The 23,873-nt window shown below is 60.2% G+C and carries 24 protein-coding genes; 15 read left to right on the top strand and 9 right to left on the bottom strand.

Annotated elements, in window-relative coordinates; all coding sequences use genetic code 11:
- Nucleotides 1–3: 3 nt before the first annotated feature.
- Complete coding sequence (locus NXC24_RS17815; RefSeq protein WP_104824501.1) at nucleotides 4–798, bottom strand: methyltransferase domain-containing protein; 795 nt, start codon at nucleotides 796–798, stop codon at nucleotides 4–6.
- 334 nt (nucleotides 799–1,132) lie between these two features.
- Between NXC24_RS17815 and NXC24_RS17810 the strand changes: the two genes are divergently transcribed.
- Nucleotides 1,133–2,806 (top strand): arylsulfatase, encoded by a 1,674-nt coding sequence (locus NXC24_RS17810; RefSeq protein ID WP_104824500.1) that lies wholly within the window; start codon nucleotides 1,133–1,135, stop codon nucleotides 2,804–2,806.
- A 77-nt stretch (nucleotides 2,807–2,883) separates the two neighbouring features.
- On the opposite strand, the gene NXC24_RS17805 is transcribed toward NXC24_RS17810, so the two are convergent.
- Nucleotides 2,884–3,864, bottom strand: a complete 981-nt coding sequence (locus tag NXC24_RS17805) for an aldo/keto reductase (RefSeq protein WP_104824499.1) — start codon at nucleotides 3,862–3,864, stop codon at nucleotides 2,884–2,886.
- Nucleotides 3,865–4,105: 241 nt separating this feature from the next.
- Here NXC24_RS17805 and lepB point away from each other — a divergent pair, with 241 nt between their 5' ends.
- Nucleotides 4,106–5,050, top strand: a complete 945-nt coding sequence (gene lepB / locus NXC24_RS17800) for a signal peptidase I (protein ID WP_104824498.1) — start codon at nucleotides 4,106–4,108, stop codon at nucleotides 5,048–5,050.
- A 105-nt stretch (nucleotides 5,051–5,155) separates the two neighbouring features.
- Nucleotides 5,156–6,802 (top strand): AMP-binding protein, encoded by a 1,647-nt coding sequence (locus NXC24_RS17795; protein ID WP_104824497.1) that lies wholly within the window; start codon nucleotides 5,156–5,158, stop codon nucleotides 6,800–6,802.
- A gap of 29 nt (nucleotides 6,803–6,831) precedes the next feature.
- Here NXC24_RS17795 and NXC24_RS17790 read toward each other — a convergent pair whose 3' ends face one another.
- The 3 genes from NXC24_RS17790 to NXC24_RS17780 all read right to left on the bottom strand — a co-directional run bounded on the left by NXC24_RS17790 (nucleotide 6,832) and on the right by NXC24_RS17780 (nucleotide 9,915).
- On the bottom strand, nucleotides 6,832–8,103 hold the full coding sequence (locus NXC24_RS17790) for a GNAT family N-acetyltransferase (RefSeq protein WP_104824496.1): 1,272 nt from the start codon (nucleotides 8,101–8,103) through the stop codon (nucleotides 6,832–6,834).
- 2 nt (nucleotides 8,104–8,105) lie between these two features.
- A complete protein-coding gene (locus tag NXC24_RS17785; protein ID WP_104824495.1) occupies nucleotides 8,106–9,521 on the bottom strand; it encodes a lipopolysaccharide biosynthesis protein in 1,416 nt (471 codons plus the stop codon).
- Between the two features lie 184 nt (nucleotides 9,522–9,705).
- Nucleotides 9,706–9,915, bottom strand: a complete 210-nt coding sequence (locus tag NXC24_RS17780) for a 4-oxalocrotonate tautomerase (RefSeq protein ID WP_104824494.1) — start codon at nucleotides 9,913–9,915, stop codon at nucleotides 9,706–9,708.
- Nucleotides 9,916–10,039: 124 nt separating this feature from the next.
- Here NXC24_RS17780 and NXC24_RS17775 point away from each other — a divergent pair, with 124 nt between their 5' ends.
- Nucleotides 10,040–10,933 (top strand): LysR family transcriptional regulator, encoded by an 894-nt coding sequence (locus NXC24_RS17775; protein ID WP_104824493.1) that lies wholly within the window; start codon nucleotides 10,040–10,042, stop codon nucleotides 10,931–10,933.
- An 86-nt stretch (nucleotides 10,934–11,019) separates the two neighbouring features.
- Here NXC24_RS17775 and secA read toward each other — a convergent pair whose 3' ends face one another.
- Nucleotides 11,020–13,740, bottom strand: a complete 2,721-nt coding sequence (gene secA, locus NXC24_RS17770) for a preprotein translocase subunit SecA (protein ID WP_104824492.1) — start codon at nucleotides 13,738–13,740, stop codon at nucleotides 11,020–11,022.
- Between the two features lie 244 nt (nucleotides 13,741–13,984).
- On the opposite strand from secA, the gene NXC24_RS17765 reads away from it, so the two are divergent.
- The 6 genes from NXC24_RS17765 (at nucleotide 13,985) to NXC24_RS17740 (ending at nucleotide 18,457) form a co-directional block, all read left to right on the top strand.
- Nucleotides 13,985–14,887 carry a peptidylprolyl isomerase gene (locus tag NXC24_RS17765; RefSeq protein WP_104824491.1) on the top strand — a complete coding sequence of 301 codons (903 nt, stop codon included), beginning with the start codon at nucleotides 13,985–13,987 and terminating at the stop codon, nucleotides 14,885–14,887.
- Between the two features lie 163 nt (nucleotides 14,888–15,050).
- The gene (gene argJ / locus NXC24_RS17760; protein ID WP_104824490.1) at nucleotides 15,051–16,292 is read left to right on the top strand and encodes a bifunctional glutamate N-acetyltransferase/amino-acid acetyltransferase ArgJ; all 1,242 of its coding nucleotides are present in this window, start codon (nucleotides 15,051–15,053) and stop codon (nucleotides 16,290–16,292) included.
- The gene (locus NXC24_RS17755; RefSeq protein ID WP_104824489.1) at nucleotides 16,273–17,082 is read left to right on the top strand and encodes a GNAT family N-acetyltransferase; all 810 of its coding nucleotides are present in this window, start codon (nucleotides 16,273–16,275) and stop codon (nucleotides 17,080–17,082) included. Before argJ ends, NXC24_RS17755 begins: the two co-directional genes overlap by 20 nt.
- On the top strand, nucleotides 17,079–17,492 hold the full coding sequence (gene mutT, locus NXC24_RS17750) for an 8-oxo-dGTP diphosphatase MutT (RefSeq protein WP_104824488.1): 414 nt from the start codon (nucleotides 17,079–17,081) through the stop codon (nucleotides 17,490–17,492). The genes NXC24_RS17755 and mutT overlap by 4 nt, the downstream gene beginning before the upstream one ends.
- Before the next feature lie 396 nt (nucleotides 17,493–17,888).
- Nucleotides 17,889–18,203: a hypothetical protein gene (locus tag NXC24_RS17745; RefSeq protein WP_028754944.1), complete on the top strand. Its 315-nt coding sequence runs from the start codon at nucleotides 17,889–17,891 to the stop codon at nucleotides 18,201–18,203.
- A gap of 77 nt (nucleotides 18,204–18,280) precedes the next feature.
- Complete coding sequence (locus tag NXC24_RS17740; RefSeq protein ID WP_104824487.1) at nucleotides 18,281–18,457, top strand: Flp family type IVb pilin; 177 nt, start codon at nucleotides 18,281–18,283, stop codon at nucleotides 18,455–18,457.
- Nucleotides 18,458–18,494: 37 nt separating this feature from the next.
- Here NXC24_RS17740 and NXC24_RS17735 read toward each other — a convergent pair whose 3' ends face one another.
- Entirely contained in the window at nucleotides 18,495–19,379 is an 885-nt protein-coding gene (locus tag NXC24_RS17735; protein WP_104824486.1) for a methyltransferase domain-containing protein, read from the bottom strand.
- A 96-nt stretch (nucleotides 19,380–19,475) separates the two neighbouring features.
- Between NXC24_RS17735 and NXC24_RS17730 the strand changes: the two genes are divergently transcribed.
- From NXC24_RS17730 to NXC24_RS17710, 5 genes are read left to right on the top strand one after another with little or no spacing between them, the layout of a single operon-like run.
- Nucleotides 19,476–20,252 carry a ComF family protein gene (locus tag NXC24_RS17730; RefSeq protein ID WP_104824485.1) on the top strand — a complete coding sequence of 259 codons (777 nt, stop codon included), beginning with the start codon at nucleotides 19,476–19,478 and terminating at the stop codon, nucleotides 20,250–20,252.
- A 31-nt stretch (nucleotides 20,253–20,283) separates the two neighbouring features.
- A complete protein-coding gene (gene grxC / locus NXC24_RS17725; RefSeq protein WP_104824484.1) occupies nucleotides 20,284–20,541 on the top strand; it encodes a glutaredoxin 3 in 258 nt (85 codons plus the stop codon).
- 23 nt (nucleotides 20,542–20,564) lie between these two features.
- Nucleotides 20,565–21,422 (top strand): carbon-nitrogen hydrolase family protein, encoded by an 858-nt coding sequence (locus tag NXC24_RS17720; protein ID WP_104824483.1) that lies wholly within the window; start codon nucleotides 20,565–20,567, stop codon nucleotides 21,420–21,422.
- Nucleotides 21,419–21,847, top strand: coding sequence for a DUF1178 family protein (locus tag NXC24_RS17715; RefSeq protein ID WP_104824482.1), 429 nt, complete (start codon nucleotides 21,419–21,421; stop codon nucleotides 21,845–21,847). The genes NXC24_RS17720 and NXC24_RS17715 overlap by 4 nt, the downstream gene beginning before the upstream one ends.
- Nucleotides 21,847–22,431: a DUF3291 domain-containing protein gene (locus NXC24_RS17710; RefSeq protein ID WP_104824481.1), complete on the top strand. Its 585-nt coding sequence runs from the start codon at nucleotides 21,847–21,849 to the stop codon at nucleotides 22,429–22,431. The genes NXC24_RS17715 and NXC24_RS17710 overlap by 1 nt, the downstream gene beginning before the upstream one ends.
- Before the next feature lie 34 nt (nucleotides 22,432–22,465).
- Here NXC24_RS17710 and ubiG read toward each other — a convergent pair whose 3' ends face one another.
- Together ubiG and NXC24_RS17700 are read right to left on the bottom strand one after the other, a co-directional pair.
- Nucleotides 22,466–23,212, bottom strand: coding sequence for a bifunctional 2-polyprenyl-6-hydroxyphenol methylase/3-demethylubiquinol 3-O-methyltransferase UbiG (ubiG, locus tag NXC24_RS17705; protein ID WP_104824480.1), 747 nt, complete (start codon nucleotides 23,210–23,212; stop codon nucleotides 22,466–22,468).
- Nucleotides 23,213–23,346: 134 nt separating this feature from the next.
- Nucleotides 23,347–23,844: a cytochrome b/b6 domain-containing protein gene (locus tag NXC24_RS17700; RefSeq protein ID WP_104824479.1), complete on the bottom strand. Its 498-nt coding sequence runs from the start codon at nucleotides 23,842–23,844 to the stop codon at nucleotides 23,347–23,349.
- Between the last annotated feature and the right edge of the window lie 29 nt (nucleotides 23,845–23,873).

The following is a 23,873-nucleotide window of genomic DNA, read 5'->3' as shown; positions in this document are numbered from 1 at the left end:
CGATCAGCCACGGAAGGCGAGCAGGCCCTGGGATTCGACGATCTCCGTGATCTTGCCGTCGGGAGCCACTTCCAGCAGCTCGGCGCGCAACGCCGCCTCGAAATCGGCAAGCTTGTCGCCAAGCGCCTGCGGCGAGGTGGACGACATCGAGAAGACGCGGCCGACAATATCGTCGATATCCCTCTGATATTGGTTGACGATGCCGATGCGCTCGAGGTTGCGAAAGGGCGAGGCAAGCAGCATGGCCTCATGCGGCGCCCAGGCCTTGCCCTTGCGCAATAGACGCTCTTGATGGCGCTCCGGCGCAAAAGTTTCCGTCAGCTTGTCGACAATGCTGCGCCAATCCGGGGTCGCCAGCACCTGTCGATCGTGGAACAGCACGACCGCGCCACCGGGCTCGATCAGCCTGTCGAGGGCAGCGAGTGTCGCTGGGCGATCCATCCAATGGAAGGAGCGGCCCATGACGCAGAGATGCAGCTTGCCGATATCCGGCCCGAGATCATAGGACGAACCCTGACGCACGGTGATCTCGACGCCGGCGCTGCTGGCGCCCTCTTCGGCGGCGGCGAGCATTTCCGGTTCCGGGTCCATGGCAGTCACGGTCGCGCCCTCTAGCCGCGCAAAGGCGATGCCGAGCTGGCCGGGGCCGCAGCCGAGGTCCAGCACATGATCGCCAGCCTTCAGGCCGCTGCGCTCGGCGACGCGGGCGATAAGCGTATCCGGATAGGGGATGCGATAGCGCAGGTAATAGGCCGCGGTGGACTGGAAGCGCCGCGCGTTGAAAGGGACTGTGATCATGGATTGTCATCCTCGGGGCTAAGGAACCTTGACCTGTTAAGCCTCAACTGCGACCGACTAGTGAAGTAACTTTTGCGCGATTTCCCGCAGGCTCGAAAGCTTCGGCATTGTCTGCGACGCAACGCCACAGCGAAGGGCGGAACAAGGGTGCCGACTGCCGCCCAAACTACCCTTGGCGGCCAGAGCGGCGCTCGCAAATTGCCGCCTACGATTTTACCGCGAGTTTTACAGTAACGTACTTACACATTCGCGATCTTTGTGCCTCGATCGAGCTTCCGCGGTGCATCTCAGCACCGCGCGATATTGGTTCAACGTTCGACGGGAGACACATAACATGGCTTACGACGACCGCGAGAAATCATCATCCATCGACCTCAACAGCATCACGCGACGCAATCTGCTGATCGGATCGACAGCGCTTGCCGCCGGTGCAGCCACGGTGGCGAACATGGTCGGTTCCACAACGGCCAACGCCCAGACGACGACGCCCTCAAACAACCAGACGGCAGCATCATCCGACACGAAGCCGAACATCCTGGTGATCTTTGGCGATGATATCGGTGTTCCGCAGATCAGTGCCTATACCATGGGGCTTATGGGCTACCGCACGCCGAATATCGATCGGATCGCTGCCGAAGGGGCGATTTTTACGGATTCCTACGGTCAACAGAGTTGCACCGCCGGACGGGCATCGTTCATTCTTGGCCAGGAACCTTTCCGCACCGGCCTGCTGACAATCGGCATGCCCGGCGATCCGCATGGCATTCAGGATTGGATGCCGACCATTGCCGATGTCTTGAAAACCCAGGGCTACGCGACGGGTCAGTTTGGCAAGAACCATCTCGGCGACCATGACGAACATTTGCCGACCAATCACGGTTTCGACGAGTTTTTCGGAAACCTTTATCACCTCAATGCCGAGGAAGAACCCGAGGGTTACTTCTATCCGAAGGATCCGGAGTTTCGGAAGAGATTCGGCCCGCGCGGTGTCATTCACTCAAAGGCCGACGGCAAGATCGAAGACACAGGTCCGCTCACGATAAAACGCATGGAAACAATCGACGCAGAGTTCCTTTCCGCAGCAAAGGATTTCATCGATCGCCAGCATAAGGCCAATACACCCTTCTTCGTCTGGTTCAACTCGACCCGGATGCATGTTTTCACCCACCTCAAGAAGGAATCGCTGGGTAAGACCGGCAAAGGTATCCATGCGGATGGCATGGTCGAGCATGACGGCATGGTCGGCGAACTGCTCAAGCAGCTCGACGATCTCGGCATCGCCGACAATACCATCGTGCTCTACACGACCGATAACGGCGCAGAGATCGCTCTATGGCCGGATGGTGCCATGACCTCGTTCCACGGCGAGAAGGGCACGACATGGGAAGGCGGTTTCCGCATTCCGATGATGGTGCGCTGGCCAGGCGTCGTGAAGCCTGGGACGCAGATCAACGACATCGTCACGCTGATGGACTGGATGCCGACTTTGACCGCGGCAGCGGGCGTTCCCGATATCAAGGAAAAGATGAAGACCGGATTCTCCGCTGGGGCGAAGAACTTCAAGGTTCATCTCGACGGCTACGATCTGACGTCCCTCCTGAAAGGCGAGTCGGAAAAAACGCCGAGGGATACGGTCTACTATTTCGACCAGGGCGGAAATCTCAACGCCATCAGGTGGAATGATTGGAAGCTGAGTTTTGCGGTGGCGCACGGGAATATTGCAACCGGCGTGCGCGAGACGCCGGCCTGGGCCCTGATCGCCAATCTGCGGATGGATCCCTACGAACGAGGGCTAGAGGAAGGAGGCGGGGCGATCGAATTTCTGGCGCGAAACATCTGGCTGCTCGTGCCGATCCAGGGGAAGATCAAGGAGTTCTTCGCCGATTTCGATCAGTTCCCCTCTCAATCCGGCAGTTCGCTCAATGCGGGAGAGATCAACTATGCAATGTTGCGCCAGCAGGCGGCTATGAAACGGCTCAGTGAACTGGAAAGCTTGATGCCGCAATAAAGCTGGCTGTCATTCCCAGTCCCGCCATTGGGTCAGGCGTGCAGTCATGGAACGCGCGCCTGACCCATTCGGGATGCTTATTTAAATCCCGCAACCGCATGCGGGATATAGGGCGATTCCAGTGCTTCGATCTCCTCCGGCGTCAGCTTGACCGACAGTGCAGCGACGGCGTCGGCGATATGGCCTGGCTTGGAGGCGCCGATGATCGGGGCGGTGACGGCGCTCTTCTGCAGGATCCAGGCGGTGGCGACCTGGGCGCGGGCGATGCCCCGGGCCTTGGCGACGGCACCGACGGCTTCGACGACCTTACGATCGGCCTCGATCGCCTGTGTGTAGAGCGTCTTGCCGAATTCGTCGCTTTGCGTGCGCGCTGTCGCCTCGTCCCAGTCGCGGGTGAGACGGCCGCGGGCAAGCGGGCTCCAGGGAATGACCGCGATCTTCTGATCTTCGCAGAAGGGCAGCATTTCGCGCTCTTCCTCGCGATAGAGCAGGTTCACGTGGTTCTGCATGCTGACGAATTCGGTCCAGCCGTTGAGGCGCGAAGTGTAGAGCGCCTTGGCGAATTGCCAGGAATACATGGAGGAGGCGCCGATATAGCGGGCCTTGCCGGCCTTGACGATATCGTGCAGCGCTTCCAGTGTTTCCTCGATCGGCGTCGTATAGTCCCAGCGGTGGATCTGGTAGAGATCGACATAGTCAGTACCGAGGCGGCGCAGGCTGTTGTCGATCTCATCGAAAATCGCCTTGCGCGACAGGCCGGCGCCATTCGGGCCGGGACGCATGCGGTTGAATACCTTCGTTGCCAGAACGATATCCTCGCGGCGCGCAAAATCCTTGATGGCGCGGCCGACGATCTCCTCCGACGAGCCGTTGGAATAGGTGTTCGCCGTGTCGAGGAAGTTGATGCCGGCCTCGATCGCCTGCTTGAGCAGCGGGCGGCTGTCCTCTTCCTTCAGCGACCAGGCATGCGTGCCCTTGCCGGGATCGCCATAGGTCATGCAGCCCAGACAGATGCGGGACACTTCAAGGCCGGTTTTGCCAAGCTTTATGAAATCCATCGATAGTCTCCATCCTGTTTTGGATATTCGATAGGTTCCGCTCATGGGAGTGCAAGCGGATGAGCATCAAAACGCAGACTAGCAGAGCGAGTGGTCGCCGATTAATTCAATAATTTGCGATTGATTTAGAAGTCACGGGAAGACTCGATCCTAGCCCAGGCTGGGGATTGTCATATCCTGTCAATTCAAATGCATTTACTGGTTGTGTAACGATGGCGGTCCGATCAGTTCGAGGCTTCCCATGCGCTTTTTCCGCTTCTTCCGAGACCGCCGTCCGCTTGCCGTCATTATCATTGGTCTACTTCTGGGACCTGCCGTTGTCATGGCCTATCTCGGCAGGGGGCGTATAGCGATATCCTATCTGCTTTTGACCAATCTTGTTGGTGCTCTGGCGGTGCTTGCCATGCCTCAGCTTGCATTGGTTACGGTTGCCGGTTTGGTAGCGGTTCCCTTTAATTTGATCGGCTGCATTCATGGCTATTGGCTGATGCGACGAGGAGCTGTTGCCTGGCAGCATCGCTGGTTCTCGCGTTGGTATAATATAGCCTTGCTTTTCTGGCTTTTACCCCTCGTCGTTGCGTTCACCATTCGCACATTCATTATCCAACCGTTTTCGATCCCCTCCGGCTCGATGATGCCTACGCTGATGCCCGGCAGCTATGCTTTCGTGACGAAGTTTAATTATGGCTACGGTCGCTACTCCTTCTCGTTTCGGCCCAATTGGGTGCCGCCGAAATTGTTCGGGTCCAAGCCGCAGCGCGGAGATGTTGTCATGCTGGTGCCTCCCACAACGCCAAATGTGGACTACGCGAAGCGTGTCATCGGGTTACCCGGTGACCGCGTCCAGATGAAAAACGGCATTGTTTTCATCAATGGACAGTCCGTACCGCGCGATGCCGAAGGTACTATCGTGTCACACTATAGTTTAGACCCTGGCGAATTCCCCGTTTTCGGCGAAGTATTGGACAATGGGGTTCGCTACCAGACCTTGGACGAATTGCCAAACTCGCGAGGCGACAACACGCGCGAGTACTCGGTGCCCGAGGGTTACTACTTCGTCTTGGGTGACAATCGCGACAATTCCAATGATAGCCGTTTCGATGTCGGCTTTGTGCCGGAGGCGAATATATACGGTAAGTTCTGGCTAGTGTTTCGCCCCGAAGGAGGATGGTCCTTCGTGCACTAGATACTTGCGGCCAGAGAGGGCGAGTAGCCGCAACTTAAATGTTTCCTTGAATCCCGGGGGCGACAGGTGTTAGCTGCACCGCAGCATTTTTCCTGGATTTTTAGTATGAAACTGCCCCCGCGCGACACTTATGAAGTCCTTTATCGCGATTTTCTCTGGGAGATTCCGGCGAAATTCAACATCGGACGCGCGGTCTGCGACGATTGGGCCGAGCGGGAGCCGGACCGGGTCTGCCTTGAGCATTTCAGCCCGGACGGAAATCATCTGGCGATGACCTATGGTGCGCTGCGGGATCGTTCCGCCGCTTTTGCCAATGCGTTGACGGCGCTCGGCGTGCGGCCGGGCGATCGGGTGGCGCTGCTTTTGCCGCAGAGTTTCGAGACCGTCATCGCGCATGTCGCTATCTACAAGATGGGAGCGATTGCCCTGCCGCTGGCGCTGCTGTTCGGCGCTGAGGCATTGGAATACCGGCTGGCGATTTCGGGCACCTCGGCGATCGTTACCAATCAGTTCGGTCTTTCACGGCTGCGGCCGATCCGGGATCGCCTGCCGGATCTCGCGCATGTGATCAGCATCGATGGCGGCGAGGAGGGTGTCGCCGGTTTTGCCGAGCTGGTCGCCGCCCATCCGCCGCTTTTCGAAGTGGCCGATACCGGGCCGGACGATCCGGCGCTGATGATTTTCACCTCGGGTACCACCGGGCCGCCGAAGGGGGCGCTGCACGGCCATCGCGTTTTGCCGGGGCATATTCCCGGCATGCAGTTCGCCCATGAAGGTTTTCCACAGGCGGGCGACAAGCTCTGGACGCCGTCGGATTGGGCCTGGGCGGGCGGGCTGCTGAACGCGCTGCTGCCGAGCCTGATGCTCGGCGTGCCCGTCGTCTCCTCGCCTGCGCAGAAGTTCGACGCGCATATGGCTTTCCGCATCATGGCCGAGATGGGCGTGCGCAATGCCTTCATTCCGCCGACGGCACTGCGGCTGCTGAAATCGGTCAGCAATCCCCGGGCGCTTTATGATCTCAAGCTGCGCACCATCGGCTCGGCCGGCGAGGCGCTCGGGCGGGAGACCTATGAATGGGCGCGGTCCGCCCTCGGGGTCACCGTCAACGAATTCTTCGGCCAGACCGAGTGCAATTTCGTTCTGTCCTCCAGCGCTGCCTTCGGCGTGAGCCGTGGCGGGTCGACCGGTAAGCCGGTGCCCGGCCATCGCGTAGCGATCGTCGATGCGGATGGCAGGGAGATGCCGGTCGGCGAGAGCGGGCAGATCGCCATTCGACGGCCCGATCCGGTGATGTTTCTCGGCTATTGGCAGGACGAAAAGGCGACGGAGGCGAAATTCGCCGGCGACTGGCTGCTGACCGGCGATCTCGGCCGGCAGAATGCGGATGGCTATATTTCCTTTATCGGCCGCGATGACGATGTCATCACCTCCTCGGGCTATCGCATCGGCCCGAGCGAAATCGAGGACTGTCTCGGCGGTCATCTGGCCGTGCAACTCGCCGCCGCCGTCGGCAAGCCGGATGCGGTGCGCACGGAGATCGTCAAGGCCTATGTGGTTCTTGTGCCCGGCTTCGAGCCGAGCGAGGCGCTGGCGGCTGAAATCCGCGATTGGGTGAAAACGCGGCTTTCCATGCATGAATATCCACGCGAGATCGAGTTTGTCGACGCCCTGCCGCTGACGACATCGGGCAAGGTCATCCGCAGATTGCTGCGCGACCGCGCGGTGGCCGAGACTCTGGACTCGAAAGAATAGAGCGCCGCGCTACGGAGACTATAAGGGCTCTAGCGCTTCGTCAGCGACAATATCTTCTCGCGCAGCAGTTTCGCCATGTTGCGGGTGCTGCGGTACATATGCAGTTGCGCTGCCACCTGCCGGACGTCGCGGTCGCCGTTCTGCGTCAGGCCGATGATCAGCGTGCCCATGTCTTCGCGCTCCTGCCAGAAGCGGCTCATGATCGGATGATCCGGCACGGCGCAGGAATCGGAGCGGACAATATTGGCGTCGTCGAGATGCCATTCGGTCAGCTCGCCCATCAGCAATTTGCCAGGCGAATAGCGGGCGTAATCCTCGTTATAGGCGGTCTTCCAGGTATAGGCCTCGCCGCCCATTATCAGCACGATCATCGAGGCGATTGCCCGGCCGTTGAGGTCGATGGTGTGTATGCGCACGGCGTCAACGGCAGCGAGATTGGAGATGGCTTCGCGGGCGAAGGCAGCATGGTGACGGTCCGTGACCAAGGCGCTGCGCTTCTTGCCCTTCCAGCCGCTCGCTTCCAAGGCCAGAAATTCTTCCATGCGCACATGAATGTCGCGAGGCTGGCGGGCAACGCTATAGACGACATCGCCCTGATTTTCCAAAAGGCGCCATTGGCGGCGCATTTCGCGCAGATGCGAGTTCGAGATCGTTCGCTTCAGATAGGCGAGCGCATCCTCGCTGCTGTCAAGCATTGGCCGCTGATAGGGATTGGCGACGGTGAGGGGCAGGTTGCGGCCGATGGCGACTGCCTTTGCCATCTGGGCGAAACGGCCGTTCAATCGGATATCCGGCAGCACCAGCGTGGTCGGCAGGTGCAGTTCGCGCCGGGTCAGCGCCTCGAAGAGATTGTCGAGCGTCTCGCCGGCCTCTTCGGCGTCCACCAGCGGCGTGCCGAGCGGACCGAAGGAATTCGACCAGACGCGGATGATCGAAGGACCGATCGCAAAACCCGGCTTGTCGACGGTAAAGGGCATCAAGAGGCGCATGCGGCTGCGGGAGCCGTTGTCGTCACGCATCAGGGCGAGGCGGATCTGCCGGTCCTCCAGGCGCGGCATGGCAGGCGCCAGGAAGCGACCGGAGAAGAAGACATTCGGCTCCATAGCGCGATTGGAGAGAAAGTCCAGTTCGTCCTGCAGCTCGTAGCCGAGCTTGCCTGGATAAAGGCTGAGATCGCGGCCAGGCCGGCCGACCTCGACGCGCGCCTCGGCCTTGGGTGGATCGAAATGCAGCGCTGCGAGCGTGTGCGTCAGAGCGTTCACTTGGCTGTCGGTGCTTTCGGTAAAAGGAGGGCGCGCCATGGTCAGAGTGCCCCCCTCGTTGCTGTCGTCGTCGGCCGACGGACAAGGGCGAAGAGCACGATGCCGAACGCGCGGCGGACGGCGATATGCAGCAACGCGGCCTCGATCGTCATGGCGCTTGCCGCAGCAATGGCCGCGCCTTCGATGCCGAAATACGGAATGAGCGCGACGTTGAGGCCGATATTGGCGATCAGCGCAGCGGCATAGAGATAGACGCAGAGCATTTGCCGATCCGCCATCAGCAGCAGCACCTCGGCCGGGCCGACGAGCGCCTTGGCGAGAACGCCGGCAAGCAGGATAGCGATGACCACCTGGCCTTCGGTAAAGGACGCGCCAAAGAGCGAGAGCAAAAATTGCCCGGCCGCGAATACGCCAAGACCGACGGCAAGGGCCGGGAAGAAGGTCCAGCGCGCGGCCTCCGTGGCGAAGGCTGCGAGTTTTGCCGGGTCGTTTTCGGCAATGATGGCGGCAAAACGCGGGCCGATGGCGGCTTTGACGGCGAAATAGACGAAATGCACCAGCGCCATGATCTTGGCAGCGGCGAAATAGACGGCGACCTCGGCGGGGTCGAGGAAAATGCCGACTACGACGACATCGGAATTGGTCAGGAGATAGCCGACACCCTCAACCAGAAAGACCGGAAAAGCGACGGCAAGCCAGGTGTGGAATTCGACCTTTTTCGGACCGTCGGGATAGTGGCGGCGCAGCCGGAAGGTGACGGCGAGATATTGGCAGCAGACGGTGACGAAAGCGGCGGCAAGGGCAGCCGCCATCGCCGTCACTGCACTATGGGCCGCGCCGGAAAGGATGGCGGCCAACATGAACAGCAGGATCAGCGTCGGGCGGATGAGGAAGGTCGGGCTCAGCGCCATGACCGGCCAGTGGTTGGCGCGCGCCGTTCCGTCCAGCACATCGCCAAGCGCGATCATCGGCACGGCGATCAGTCCGAGAAAGATCGGCATGACGTAATAGTTTTCGACCAAGCCGCTGAAGGCATAGAGCGCCGCCATGCCGATCAGCGCCAAGCCGCCGGCAACCCCCAAGACGAAACGGCGCGCCGTGGCGGTCACACCGCGAATGGCATCGTGATCGCCGCTCGCATCATATTGCGGCAGGAAGCGGATGATGGCGGTCGGGAAACCGAGGCAGGCGAGATTGCCAAACAGGATCATCAGCACCCAGACGAAGACGAAGACGCCATATTCGAAGCGGCCCATCATCCGGGCCAGAGCAATCTGTGAAACGAAGGCAAGGCCGGCGCCGGCGATGCGGATGGCGAAAGCGACCAGCGCCATGCGCTGCGAGACGGCCTTTTCGTCCTTACCGGTGAAGAGGGAGGCGAGTTTGCGCAGATATGGCGACAGCACGGTCCGCAGCCCGGACGGCAGCATTTTTTCTGCTGTTTGAAACACCGCCATGATCGATACGCAATACTTAAAACATCAACTAACCTAGCGATAGTTTTCGCAGAGGGGGGTTAAAAATCGGTTCCCCGCGTAAACGAAAAATGGCCAGTGGCAGGGACGGCTGATCAACAAAAATGCCGCCCGAAGGCGGCATCTTGTGGATCGATAGGAAGGAATGCGAAGCCTTGGAGCCGCGTCATCGTGCGACTGTCTGAGGCGCGCCCTTATCCGATACGAGTTGGCCGCCCTTGGCCCAGTGTTCGCGAGAAATCTCGCTGATCAACACGTCCACGCTATCCGTCGGGCAGGCAAGCGTCTCAGCGGTAACCTGAGTGACCTTGCGGACGAAATCGCGCTTTTGTTCGAGGGTTCGACCTGGATGCATTTCGAGGTGAATTGTTGGCATTGGAAAGCTCCTGTTTCGCTGCCCTCTCGAATTGAGATGGCTGAGGCAAAGGAACTATGGCCGCTAGCTTCGCCCGGATAAACATGCTCTACGTTCATTCATTTAGAACCGGCAGGTTTATAATATGGACAAATTATCCGCCATGACGATGTTTGTGCGGGTGGTCGAACACGGCAGCTTTAGCGCCGCCGCCGACGCTGCCGGAGTGACCCCCACCATGGCGGGCAAGCAGGTGCGGGCCATAGAGGAGCGCCTGGGAGCCCGCCTACTGCATCGAACCACCCGCCGCCAGCAGCTAACCGAAATCGGCCGTCTCTATTACGAACGCTGCAAGCAGGTGTTGGCCGATGTGCAACTGGCTGACGCAAGCGCGAGCGAGCTGCAGGCCGAGCCTCGTGGCCTCCTGCGCATCGTCTCTCCCGTCACATTCGGAAGTCATCGCCTGATGCCGGCACTTTCCGATTATCTCGCCATGTATCCGGCAGTGAGCGTGGACGTCGTGCTGGACAATGGGGTGCCGGACCTGTCGCGAGAAGGGTGCGAACTCGGAATTCGGATCGGCGAGGTCGCCGAGGCTGATCTGGTGGCGCGCCCTCTGCAGCCCTATCGAAGAATAATGGCTGCATCTGCCGCCTATCTGGAGCGGCGGGGGAGGCCGATGCACCCCAGGGATCTATCCTCGCATGACTGCCTCGGCCTCTCCTATTGGCGCCGGCGCGACCAATGGTATTTGTTCGGTCCGGATGGCGAATGGCGGCCGGATGTGAGAGGACGATTATCCGCCGACAATGGCGATGCGCTGCGAGTCGCGGCCTTGAATGGCGCGGGTATCGTCCTGCAGCCGGAAGTCATGCTCGCCGATGATCTTGCTAGAGGTCGCCTTGTGCAGGTTCTGCCCGAATGGACGCCCATCGCTTCGCCGATGTACATGCTCTATGCGCTGGACCGTCGGCCCACCGCGAAACTGCGCAGCATGATCGATTTCCTGCTGAAACGCTTTGGCGCATCTGCAAAATAGCGATCTCTGCGCATCAGGCAAAAATCGCGCATAAAAAATGCCGCCCGAAGGCGGCATTTTGATCATTGCCGAGAGATTGCGAAATCTCAAACCACTTCGCTGCTCTCGAACGCCCCGTGGCAATGCTTGTATTTCTTGCCGGAACCGCAGGGGCAGGTTTCGTTGCGGCCGACGCGGCCCCAGGTTGCCGGATTTTGCGGATCGCGGTTTTCCGGGGCGACGACGTTTTCGTTGACGAGGCTGAGCGGCGCGAATTCGTCTTCGCCGGTCGTGGCATCGATATGGCGCGCCTGCATAGGCAGCGTCTGCGGCTCGGCCGGCTGCTGCACCAGTTCGACGCGCGACAACTGACCGGTGACGGCCTGGCGCAGGTTGTTCAGAAGCGACTGGAAGAGTTCGAAGGCCTCGGCCTTGTATTCCTGCAGCGGATCGCGCTGGGCATAACCGCGGAAGCCAATGACGGAGCGCAGATGGTCGAGGTTGACGATGTGCTCGCGCCAGAGATTGTCCAGCGTCTGCAGCACAATGGAGCGCTCGACATAGGTCATGATTTCCGGACCGAAGCGCTCGGCCTTTTCCGCAGCGGCCTTGTCGGCGGCTTCCGTCAGACGGGCGCGGATATCGTCTTCGCCGATACCTTCTTCCTTGACCCAGTCATGCACCGGCATGTCCATGTCGAAGAAGTTGGCGACGCCGGCCTTCAGGCCGTCGGCATCCCACTGCTCGGCATAGGCGCGCTCGGGGATGTGCTTGGAAACCAGATCTTCGATGACCTCGTGGCGCATATCGCCGACGGTTTCGGAAAGATCCGTTGCATCCATGAGCTCGACACGCTGTTCGAAGATGACCTTGCGCTGATCGTTCAGCACGTCGTCGTACTTCAGAACGTTCTTGCGGATATCGAAGTTGCGGGCTTCGACCTTCTTCTGGGCGCGTTCGAGGGCCTTGTTGATCCAGGGATGGACGATCGCTTCGCCTTCCTTGAGGCCGAGCTTCTGCAGCATGCCGTCCATGCGGTCGGAGCCGAAGATACGCATCAGGTCGTCCTGAAGCGACAGGTAGAATTTCGAACGGCCGGGGTCGCCCTGACGGCCGGAACGACCGCGCAACTGATTGTCGATGCGGCGGCTTTCATGGCGTTCGGTGGCGATGACGTAGAGACCGCCGGCGGTCAAAGCCTGCTGCTTGAGCTCCTTGATCTCTTCGGCGATCTTGGCGACAGCCGCATCGCGCTCCGGACCGGGCTCCATCTCGTCCAAATCGCGTTCGACGCGCATTTCGAGGTTGCCGCCGAGCTGAATGTCGGTACCGCGGCCAGCCATGTTGGTAGCGATCGTCACGGCGCCGGGAACGCCGGCCTGCGCGACGATATAAGCTTCCTGCTCATGGTAGCGGGCGTTCAGAACCTGGAAGTTGCTGAAGCCCTGCTTGCGCATGCGGTCGGCAAGAAGCTCGGACTTTTCGATCGAGGTGGTACCGACGAGCACCGGCTGGCCGCGCTTGTGGGCGTCCAAAATCTCGGTGATGATCGCCTTATACTTCTCGTCGTGCGTACGATAGACCTCGTCGTCCTCGTCGAGACGCTGGATCGGCAGGTTGGTCGGCACTTCGACTACGTCGAGGCCATAGATGTTGCCGAATTCTTCCGCTTCCGTCGATGCCGTGCCGGTCATGCCGGCGAGCTTGCCGTACATGCGGAAATAATTCTGGAAGGTGATCTGCGCCAAGGTCTGGTTTTCCGGCTGGATCTGTACCCGTTCCTTGGCTTCCAATGCCTGGTGCTGGCCGTCCGAATAGCGGCGGCCCGGCATCATGCGGCCGGTGAATTCGTCGATGATGACGACTTCGCCGTTGCGGACGATATAGTCCTTGTCGCGCTGGAAGAGCTTGTGGGCCTTGAGCGCGTTGTTGACGTGGTGGACGATCGCGACGTTTTCGACGTCGTAGAGCGATTCAGCCTTCAGCAAGCCGGCGTCACGCAGCATGTTTTCCAGCTTTTCGGTGCCGTCTTCGGAGAAGTTGGCCGAGCGCTGCTTTTCGTCGATCTCGTAATCGTCCTTCGACAGGCGCGGAATGAAGGCGTCGATCGTCGTATAGAGATCGGAGCGGTCGTCGAGCGGGCCGGAAATGATGAGCGGCGTGCGCGCCTCATCGACGAGGATCGAGTCCACTTCGTCGACGATCGCGAAATTATGACCGCGCTGCACCATCTGGCCACGATCGTATTTCATATTGTCGCGCAGATAGTCGAAGCCGAGTTCGTTGTTGGTGCCGTAGGTAATGTCGCAGGCATAAGCGTCACGGCGCTCCTCATCCGACAGGCCGTGAATGATGACGCCAGTGGTCAGGCCGAGAAAGCCATAGATGCGGCCCATATTGCCGCTGTCGCGCTGTGCCAGGTAGTCGTTGACGGTGACGACATGAACGCCCTTGCCGGCAAGCGCATTCAAGTAGACAGGCAGGGTCGCGACCAGCGTCTTGCCTTCGCCCGTCTTCATCTCGGCGATCGCATTCGAATGCAGGATCATGCCGCCGATGAGCTGTACGTCAAAAGGTCGCATACCGAGAACGCGCCGCGAAGCCTCGCGCACGACGGCAAATGCGGGTACGAGAAGGTCGTCCAGCGTCTTGCCGTCGGCAAGCTGCTGGCGGAACTCTACCGTCTTGGCGGCCAAAGCTTCGTCAGACAAGGCGCGCATCTTTTCTTCGAGCGCGTTGATCGCAACGACATTCGGCTGGAATGACTTAACGCGGCGGTCGTTGGACGAGCCAAACAACTTGCGGGCAATTCCACCTATGCTGACCATATGACTGGTCCTTTCTGAGATTTCATCCTGTCGTTTTCTGCTTCATCCGTCCCTGAAAAAATCGGGAGTATAGCACAAAACGCCCGGAAACTGTTCTGGACGCGAGGTTGCGTGACAGATAAGAGGGGGGTCGATTGATGTCAACGGGAATTGGCCGATACAGAAAGGCCACATTCTCCTGCTGAAGGCTTTTCCTACCGGATTCATTACTGTGAGCCGGTCAAGACCACCGAAAGGTTATTTTATGCTGAGTTACAACAAACTTGCTGCGGTTGCCTTTGCAACAATCGTTACCTTCCAGGCGCCGGTCTTTGCGGCGGATGCCAAGGACCCAGTTGTCGCCAAGGTCGGCGATGTTGAAATCCATCAATCCGAGCTTGATCTGGCGATCGCCAATCTCGACCCGCAGCTTGGCCAGCTTCCCGACGAGCAGAAGAAGGTCGCGGCACTTTCGGCTTCGATCGATGTCAAGCTGCTCGCCAAGGACGCGGCTGCCGAAAAACTCGACCAGACGCCGGACTTCCAGTCGCACATGGCCTATCTGCGCGATCGCGAGCTGCACAACGCCTATTTTAAGGCCCATGTCGCCGACGCGATCAAGGACGATGAGGTCAAGGCTCGCTACGACAAGGAAGTCGCCGCCCTGCCGAAGCAGGAAGAGGTCCACGCACGCCACATCCTGGTGAAGACCGAAGATGAAGCCAAGGCAATCATCAAGGAACTCGACGCCGGCAAGGATTTTGCCGAACTTGCCAAGGAAAAGTCGACCGACCCGAACAAGGCCGACGGCGGCGATCTCGGCTATTTCGCCCGTGGCCGCATGGTCAAGGAATTCGAAGACGCAGCCTTCGCGCTGCCGGTCGGCACCTACACCAAGACCCCGGTGAAGTCCGATTTCGGCTGGCACGTCATCAAGGTCGAAGACAAGCGCGTCGCTCCGCCGCCGCCGTTCGACCAAGTGAAGGATCAGGTTCGTCAGCTCGTCATGCGCGACAAGTATCTTGAGCTCCTGAACAAGGCCAAGCAGGAATCGAAGGTCGTCATCAATGACCCGGCGCTGAGCAAGGCCTATGATGATGCGCAGAAGCAGCAGGACCAGGCGCCGGCAGACGACGCAGTCGCCCCTGACGCTCAGCCGCAGCAGTAAGTCGCAGCAGTCAAATCATCAAGGCCCGGTTTTTCCGGGCCTTTCACTGGAGCCGGATGATTTTAGGTCGTATCGACCCAAAATCTGAATCCGCTCCAGAATCAAACATGATGTCATCCGAAAACCGCCTACTTTTCGGCATCATGCTCGTTCAGGTGGTCTCATGTCCGGTTCCGTCTCTCCGCTCGCTCCCAAATCCTTCGTGTCCATGCCGGCCTTGCGTGGCGTGCGCATGACCACGGCATCCGCCGGTATCAAATACAAGAACCGGACAGACGTCCTTCTCATGGTTTTCGACAAGCCGGCTGCCGTCGCGGGTGTCTTCACCCGCTCTAAGTGCCCTTCGGCCCCCGTCGATTTCTGCCGCTCGAACCTGCCGCACGGCAGCGCCCGCGCCGTCGTCGTCAATTCCGGCAATGCCAATGCTTTCACCGGCCTCAAGGGTCGTCAGGCGACCGAACTCACCGCCAAGTCGGCGGCCGCTGCCGTCGGTTGCGGCGAAAACGAAGTTTACCTTGCCTCGACGGGCGTGATCGGCGAGCCGTTGGACGCGACCAAATTTGCCGGCGTGCTCGACACCATGGCGAAGGATGCGACCAGCGATTTCTGGTTCGAGGCCGCAAAAGCGATCATGACGACGGATACCTATCCGAAGGTCGCAACCCGCAGTGCCGAGATCGGCGGCGTCAAGGTCACCATCAACGGTATCGCCAAGGGTGCCGGCATGATCGCGCCCGACATGGCGACGATGCTCTCCTTCGTCGTCACCGACGCCGATATTTCCTCCGCCGCGCTGCAGACGCTGCTTTCCGAAGGTGTTGATCCGAGCTTCAATTCGATGACGGTGGACAGCGACACCTCGACATCGGACACGCTGATGCTGTTCGCCACCGGTGCTGCCGCCGCTGACGGCCAAGCACGGATCGAGCGCGCCGACGATCCCAAGCTTGCCGCTTTCCGCACGGCACTGAACGAGCTTTTGAAGGATCTCGCCATCCAGGTCGTTCGCGACGGTGAAGGCGCCACCAAGATGCTCGAGATCACCGTGACCGGCGCCGAGAATGACGCCGCCGCCAAGCGCATTGCGCTCTCGATTGCCAATTCGCCGCTGGTCAAGACCGCGGCTGCCGGCGAGGACGCCAATTGGGGCCGTGTCGTCATGGCCGTCGGCAAGGCCGGCGAATTGGCCGACCGCGACAGGCTCGCCATCTGGTTTGGCGATGTCCGTGTTGCCGTCAATGGCGAACGCGATGCCTCCTATTCCGAGGAAGCAGCCTCCAACGTGATGAAGCAGCAGGATATTCCTGTGAAAGTCGACCTTGGGCTTGGCAATGGCCGGGCGACGGTCTGGACCTGCGACCTCACCAAGGAATATGTTGCCATCAATGGCGACTACCGGAGCTGATATCCTTCCCATGCATGCGCAGTCCACGATGAACAAGCTGCCTTTGGTGCGCAGGCTCGAAGCCGTTGGCTTCCGGGCATGGCCTGCCTCGTCCGTGCAGTATGATGGCAGTTGGCAGGTGCGGTTGACGGCGGGCCATCCGTCGAAGCGGCTGAACTGCGTCGTGCCGCTCGATCCCTCCGACTGCCGCGATCTGGACATCCGGCTGACGAAGGCGCAGCGCAAGTTCGAAGCCTATGGCCGGCCGATGGTGGTGCGCGAGACGCCGCTCGCCTCGCCGATGCTGATCGAGCTGTTGCTGCGCCAGGGCTGGACGCGGTTCGAAGAAACCATTGTCATGACCGCCGATCTCATCGATCTCGAACTGCCGGATACGCTGGATCATCTGCCGAGCCATGATGTCGGCCGCTATGTCGACGCGAGCCTTTTGGTGGATAAAGCCGATCTCGCTCTCAAGCCTGCCTTGGCCGAGGTGGTCAGCGGGATCAAGCCGCCGTCGGGCCTTTTCGTCATCGAGAATGACGAGGCCGGACCGGTGGCGACGACGCTTTGCGTGCAGGATAACGACCTCGCCGGCATCATGTCGGTGTCGGTGGCGGCCGAGCACCGGCGCAAGGGATTGGCGATCGAGATCCTGACGTCGGCGCTTCGTTGGGCGCGCATGCGCAGCGCCCGGACTGCCTGGCTTCAGGTCGGCGCCTCCAACGAACCGGCGCTGGCGCTTTATGCCCGATTTGGTTTCCGCGAGGCCTATCGCTACTGCTACTGGCGCTCTCCGGGGGAAGCATGAGCGAGGCGGGCCGCAAGATCATTCTCGTCGCTGCCTGCGCGCTGATCGACACCGACGGCCGCATTCTTCTGGCGCAGCGGCCGGAGGGAAAATCGCTCGCAGGCCTTTGGGAGTTCCCCGGCGGCAAGGTCGAGGCAGGCGAGACGCCCGAAGAGACGCTCGTGCGTGAACTCGAGGAAGAGCTCGGCATCCAGACGAAGATCGCCTGCCTGGCGCCGCTGACCTTTGCCAGCCATACCTACGAAACCTTCCATCTGCTGATGCCTCTTTATATCTGCCGGCGCTATGAGGGCATTGCGCATGGCCGCGAGGGCCAGGCGATCAAATGGGTGCGGCCACAGGCGCTGCGCGACTACCCGATGCCGCCGGCCGACGAGCCATTGATCCCGTTCCTGCAGGATCTTCTCTAAAGCCTTCCTGAGCGATGGCGCGCTCTGGCGCCTCTGCCTATAAACCTGTCTCAGTGTATTCCGGCGACTGCAAATCGCGTGTGAAGAGCTTTGTGAGCTAGGGTAGCGAAAGCCCTCGCATGGGCACGCTAAAGGCGGGTATGGGGGAAGCCGTGGCGGATCTCATCCCATAACGGGATCGTTACCGCAGTTGCTGTTTGCAAAATCACAACCAACCAAACGTGGTTAATTGAAATTAATTTCGCGATATCAATTAGTTGGTTCCCGTCAAGCCTTGCCCTGCGACTCAACGCATATCTAATTTACATGTGGATATTAAGGGATCGTTTATGACCTTCTGGCATTGAATGATCTCAATCAAGCGGTTGGTGTGTGCGTTAAAGAAGGCTTGACATTATGGACGACGATTTCTGGAAAGCTGTTCAGGAAAAAGAACAGTCCTATTCCTCGTCGCGCAAGACGGGCGCGTTGAATATCGCCTTGCTGTTCGGAACGGCGGCGGTCGCGCTTTCGCTTATCCTGACGCCGATGCTTTCCGACAAATCCAAGTCTAGCGTGCTCGCCAGTGCGCCCGATTTCGACAATATTACTACCGGCTCCATCCCGCAGACGGAAAATGGCAAGCGTTACACGATCCGTCGCAGCGTGCTGCAGCAGGAGCCCGGTTCAGTCTGCATCGTTCAAGGCTATGGCGCCGACAGCGGTTGCTGACATTATACTGGTAAAGCCTATTGGGTGCATGAAGGCGCCGGATACGCTCGTTTTCAGATGTTGGGAGTTTGAAGCGTATGCGTTCCGTACGGCGTTTTTTTCGTGACAAGACCGGTGCCACGGTCATCGAATATGGCCTGATCGTCGCGCTGATGTCGGTGGCGATCATCAGCGGCGTCGGCGCTTTCGGCGGCAGCCTGTCGACGATGTTCAATTACATCTCCAACACGGTCACTAATTCGCCGGCTAATTGACGGGGTCGCCTGGGTAAGCGAACCGGCTCTCATCCGATCACTGTTTCAGTTTGTGCTCCTCGACCCTTAGCGCGTCGGCAAGCCGTGCCTTGGCTGAGCCGGGCTGCAGCGGTTTCTGCTGGCTTTCATGCGGCGTCCAGCCGGATGCGTAGATGATCGAGAAGGTCGCCCGTATTCTCCCGTCGGGATCGGAATAGCGTTCGGCATAAAGTTCGGCGGCGCGCAGGAAGAAGGCGCGCGTCAGCGGCTTGCGGCTGCGGTCGGCCAGCGGATTGGTCATGCCCATGGCACGCAAATCGCGCATCAGCGCAAAGAGATTGTCGTAGCGCACTGTATAGGTTTCGGCGTCGATCACAGGCAGGGTAAACCCTGCGCGCTGCAGCAGCCCACCGACATCGCGAACCTCGGCAAAGGGAATGACGCGTGGGCTGGCGCCGCCGGTCAGCTCGATCTCGGTCGCGAGCAGCACGTCGCGCAGTTCCCGCAATGTGCCGAAGCCTGGGATCGCGGCCAGAAACAGGCCGTCGGCCTTCAGCGCGCGGCGGATTTGGATGAAGACGCCCGGCGTATCGTTGGTGATATGCAGGCTGAGCGGCGATAGCACGAGGTTTACCGAGTCCGCCTCCAGCGGCACTTCCTCCAATGGTGCTTGGATCAGCTCTTCGCCATGGGCAGCAAAGCCCGTCTCGCTTTCGATGCGCCTGATATGGCCGATCTTGCCGGTCGCCAAGGCTTCACGCGCGGCAATCCCGGTTGCGCCGTGCAGTTCGACCGCCTCGTTGAAATGCCGTTCGATGACGGCAAGCCGTTCCGCCAGTTCGCGGGCGGCGATCTCCAGCAGGAAAGCCGCCTTCTGGTCCCCCTGGGCAAGCGCGCGACGCCTGCGGGCGGCGAGCAACGATTGGTCGAACACGATTTCCATGGCGATTTCCTGCGATCACTATTTCATTTGATGGAGCCTGGCGGCCACGCGTGTTTTCCTTCGCAAAGGCGTCAGGAAAAAGCTAGTGTCAACCATATGGGGATGATGGGACGCGAAATCACGGTATCGATGTTGCGGGCCGGCTTGATGAAGCCGTGGTCGGCGCTGGCCGATCTCGTCTATCCGCCGGCTTGCGCCGGCTGTGGCGTTTCGACGGGCGCACATCGTAGCCTTTGCCCCGCCTGCTGGTCCGGCATCCGCTTCATCGAGCGGCCCTATTGCGAAGTGCTGGGCAGTCCGTTTTCCCATGATCTCGGTACGGGAATCCTGAGCGCCGAGGCGATCGCAGATCCGCCGGTGTTCGATCGGTTGCGCTCGGCCGCCATTCACGACGGGGTGGTTCGCGATCTTGTGCTCGGATTGAAATATCGCGACCGCACCGATCTGGCGCCGATGATGGCCGGTTGGATGCTGCGCGCCAGCGACGGCACGGTCGCCGCCTGTGATGCCATCATTGCGGTGCCGCTGCATCGGGCACGGCTCTTCTCGCGCAAATATAATCAGGCGGCGGAACTTGCCCGCCACTTGGCGCGGCTTTCCGGCAAGCCGCTCCTTGCCGCGACGCTGTTGCGCATCAAGCGGACGACCCAGCAAGTCGGCCTCGGGGCGAGGGCGCGCCAGGACAATGTGCGTGGCGCTTTCGCCATCCCCGACGGCCGTGCCGGCGATGTCTTCGGTCGTCGCATCGTGCTGATCGATGACGTCTATACGACCGGCGCAACGGTTGCGGCGGCGACGAAAGTGCTGAAAAAAGCCGGTGCGGCTGACGTTACGGTTTTGACCTTTGCAAGGGCTGTCGGTGATCTTATATGACAGTAAACCTGTCTTTTTTCTGGAGTGAAGCATGGCATCCGTTGTCATCTATACGCGTGAATTCTGCGGCTATTGCGCCCGGGCAAAATCGCTGCTCGACTCCAAGGGCGTCGATTATGTCGAGCACAATGCCACCTATTCGCCCGAGCTGCGCCAGGAGATGATTTCGAAGGCCAAGGGTCGGTCGACCTTTCCGCAGATCTTCATCAATGGCGAGCATGTCGGCGGATGCGACGATATTCATGCGCTCGACCGGGCCGGCAAGCTCGATCCGCTGCTCGCTGCCTGAACCAAGTCAAACGGGAGAAAATGATGACCTTCAAAGCCGCCGCCATTCAGATGTGCTCCGGTGTCGATCCGGTGAGGAACGCCGCCGACATGGCGCGGCTGGTCCGCGAGGCAGCGGCAAAAGGCGCCGTCTATGTGCAGACGCCGGAAATGACCGGGGCGGTGCAGAAGGATCGGCCGGGCCTGCGGGCGGTGCTGCGTGACGAAGCCAATGATATTATCGTCAAGACGGCCGCGGAGCTGGCCCAGGAGCTTGGCATCTACGTGCATGTCGGCTCGACCGCGATCGCGCTCGATGATGGCAAGATCGCCAATCGCGGCTTTCTCTTCGGCCCCGATGGCAAGCTGCTCAGCCGTTACGACAAGATCCACATGTTCGACGTCGATCTCGACAATGGCGAGAGCTGGCGCGAAAGCGCGGTCTATCGTCCCGGCTCCGAGGCGCGCATCGTGTCGCTGCCCTTTGCCGAGCTCGGTTTCTCCATCTGCTACGACGTGCGCTTCCCGCAGCTCTTCCGCGCCCAGGCCGTTGCAGGCGCCGAAGTGATGACGGTGCCGGCCGCCTTCACCAGACAGACAGGCGAGGCGCATTGGGAAATCCTGCTTAGGGCGCGCGCTATCGAAAACGGCATGTTCGTCATTGCCGCCGCCCAGGCGGGATTGCATGAGGATGGCCGCGAGACCTTTGGTCACTCGATGATCATCGACCCCTGGGGCAAGATACTGGCATCGGCTGGAGGCACGGGCGAGGCAGTTGTCATCGCCGAGATCGACGTCGCCGCTGTCAAATCCGCCCACGACAAAATCCCCAATCTTAAGAATGCGCGCGAATTCTCGCTGGAGAAGATCGCGACGCCGGCGGCTGGAGGCGTCGCTGCTTGATCCGTTATTCGCTGAGATGTGACAGTGCCCATGAGTTCGAGGGCTGGTTTTCGGAAAGCGCCGACTTCGACCGGCAGGTTGCAAGCGGTTTCCTGACCTGCCCCGTCTGCAATTCAGGTGCGATCTCCAAACTTCTGATGGCGCCGTCGGTTTCCACCGCGCGCAAGAAGGAGGAGCTGCAGACGCTTGCCATGGACACTGCGCGCAAGGAAGCCTTGAACAAACTCAAGGAGGCCGTCGACGCCATCAAGGCGAATGCCGAGGACGTCGGCACGAAGTTCCCGGAAGAGGCCCGCAAGATCCACTACGGCGAGGCGGATGCGAGGGGCATCATCGGCAAGGCGACGCCGGACGAGGCGCAGTCGCTGGTCGAAGAGGGCATCGAGATCGCCGCTATCCCGGTATTGCCGGACGATATCAACTGATGCCGCAGCACGGCAAACATCTCGCAATGTATAATTTCGGGCTGCATGTCGCGCCCTATAACAGCCCCGCGGTCGAAGGATTTCGCCTGCGGGAAGCGGCAAACTTTGAGGCTGCCGCCCGCGCCCATGGCTTTATCGGCCGCTCCGGTTACGATGGCGACCCGGGACCGGCATGCTGGGGCAGGCAGGTTTTCCCACGCTTCATCGAAGGCAGTGGCTTTGCGACAGCCCCGTCTTCCCTGTCTCTTTGGACCGATATCGAATCCCTGATGGCTTTCAGCTATAACGGCGTCCACGCCGATGCGCTGAAGCATGCGCGGTACTGGAACGTGAAACAAGATTGGCCGCCGCTGGTTCTATGGTGGGTGGATGCCGATGTCGTTCCGGAATGGAAGGATGGCGTCGAGCGGCTGGAGCGGCTTCACGACGAAGGGCCGAGTGCGGCCGCCTTTTCGTTCAAGCAGCCCTTTGTTGCTGACGGTCGGCCGGCGGCGATCGACCGCGGCAGGGTAAAGGAGATCGCGGCGAAAAATGCTGAGCGCCAGGGTGATTTGCTGGCGTATGTCCTGGCGCTGAAAGCCTAACGCAAAACTCCCAGCTTCCGGCGAGAAGACGATTTCACCCCGCCCGCTTCGCTAGCAGCATATAGTTCACATCCATGTCCTTCGACAGGTTCCATCGGTCCTGCAGCGGCGAATAGAAGACGCCGGTGCGGGCGATGATGTCGAGTCCGTTTGCGGCGAGCGGTTTTTCGATCTCTTCGGGGCGGACAAGCTTCTCATATTGATGCGTGCCGCGCGGCAGCCAGCGCAGGAGGTTTTCGGCGGCGAAGATGGCGAGCGCCGCCGCCTTCATGGTCCGGTTGATGGTGGCGACGAACATCAGGCCGCCGGGGCGCACCATCTTGGCGCAGGTCGAAAGGAAAAACTCGACATCGGCAACATGCTCGACCACTTCCATGTTCAGCACGATATCGAAGGTCTCTCCGGCTTCGGCCAGTTGTTCGGCGGTGACGGCGCGATAGTCGACGGGAACGCCGGAGGCTTTCGCATGTGTTGAGGCGATGCCGATGTTCTTTTCGGAAGGGTCGGCGCCGACGACCGAGGCGCCCATGCGTGCCACGGGCTCCGACAGCAATCCGCCGCCGCAGCCGATATCGAGCACGCGCAGGCCCTCCAGCGGCCGAGCGCTCTTCGGGTCGCGGCCGAAATTCTCGCAGGCATGGTCGCGGATATAGACGAGCCGCACCGGATTGAACTTGTGCAGCGGCTTGAACTTGCCAGTCGGGCTCCACCATTCCGCCGCCATTGCGGAAAAGCGATCCACTTCGCTCTGGTCGATCGTGCTTTTCGCCGCTTCGGTCATGGTCTCGCTCCTTGGTCTACGCTGCGTCACCTGCCTGCACAATTATGCAGGTGACACCCTGGTAGATGTGAAGTCGGACGATCGGAAGCCGATGTCAAGGGTCGGACTGTCTCAGCGGCTATGGGCTGCTATCGTCAGCGCGCCGGAACGAGCATGCGGCGCAGCGTTCCATCTTTCAGCAGAAACTGATGGTAGAGGGCGCCGGCGGCATGCAGGCCGATGAGGATGATGAATGCGGGCTTGCCCAGGCCATGAATATCGCCAAAGGGATCGGAGAAATAATAGGCCAGCAGGCCGGTCAGGGGAACGAGCAGCAGAAGCGCGTAGAATAGCCAATGCGCCGCAGCGGCAAGCTTTACCAACAGTGTGGAGGCGCCGGCAGGCTTGGGCGTTCCGAATGCGACGCGCAAGACAAGGCGCAGAAGAACGAGCAATAGAACTGTGATTCCCACCCAATAATGCGCCGTACCCATCGACACGTCCGCCGACGAAACTTTGGCACCCGTTGCCTGCGCGTCGACCACCGTGGTCATGCTCTCTCCAAACAGGAGCTGAAACAGAACCAATGCGGCAATGATCCAATGCAATGAGATTTGAATAGTGGAATAGCCAAGGGCACGATTTGAAGTCATGAGGGTTGCTCTCTGAAGTTAACGTGCGC

It is taken from the genome of Rhizobium sp. NXC24 (assembly GCF_002944315.1).
GTDB lineage: Bacteria > Pseudomonadota > Alphaproteobacteria > Rhizobiales > Rhizobiaceae > Rhizobium.
Note: the sequence above shows the minus strand (reverse complement) of the source record. Positions and strands in the feature narration are given on the sequence as shown.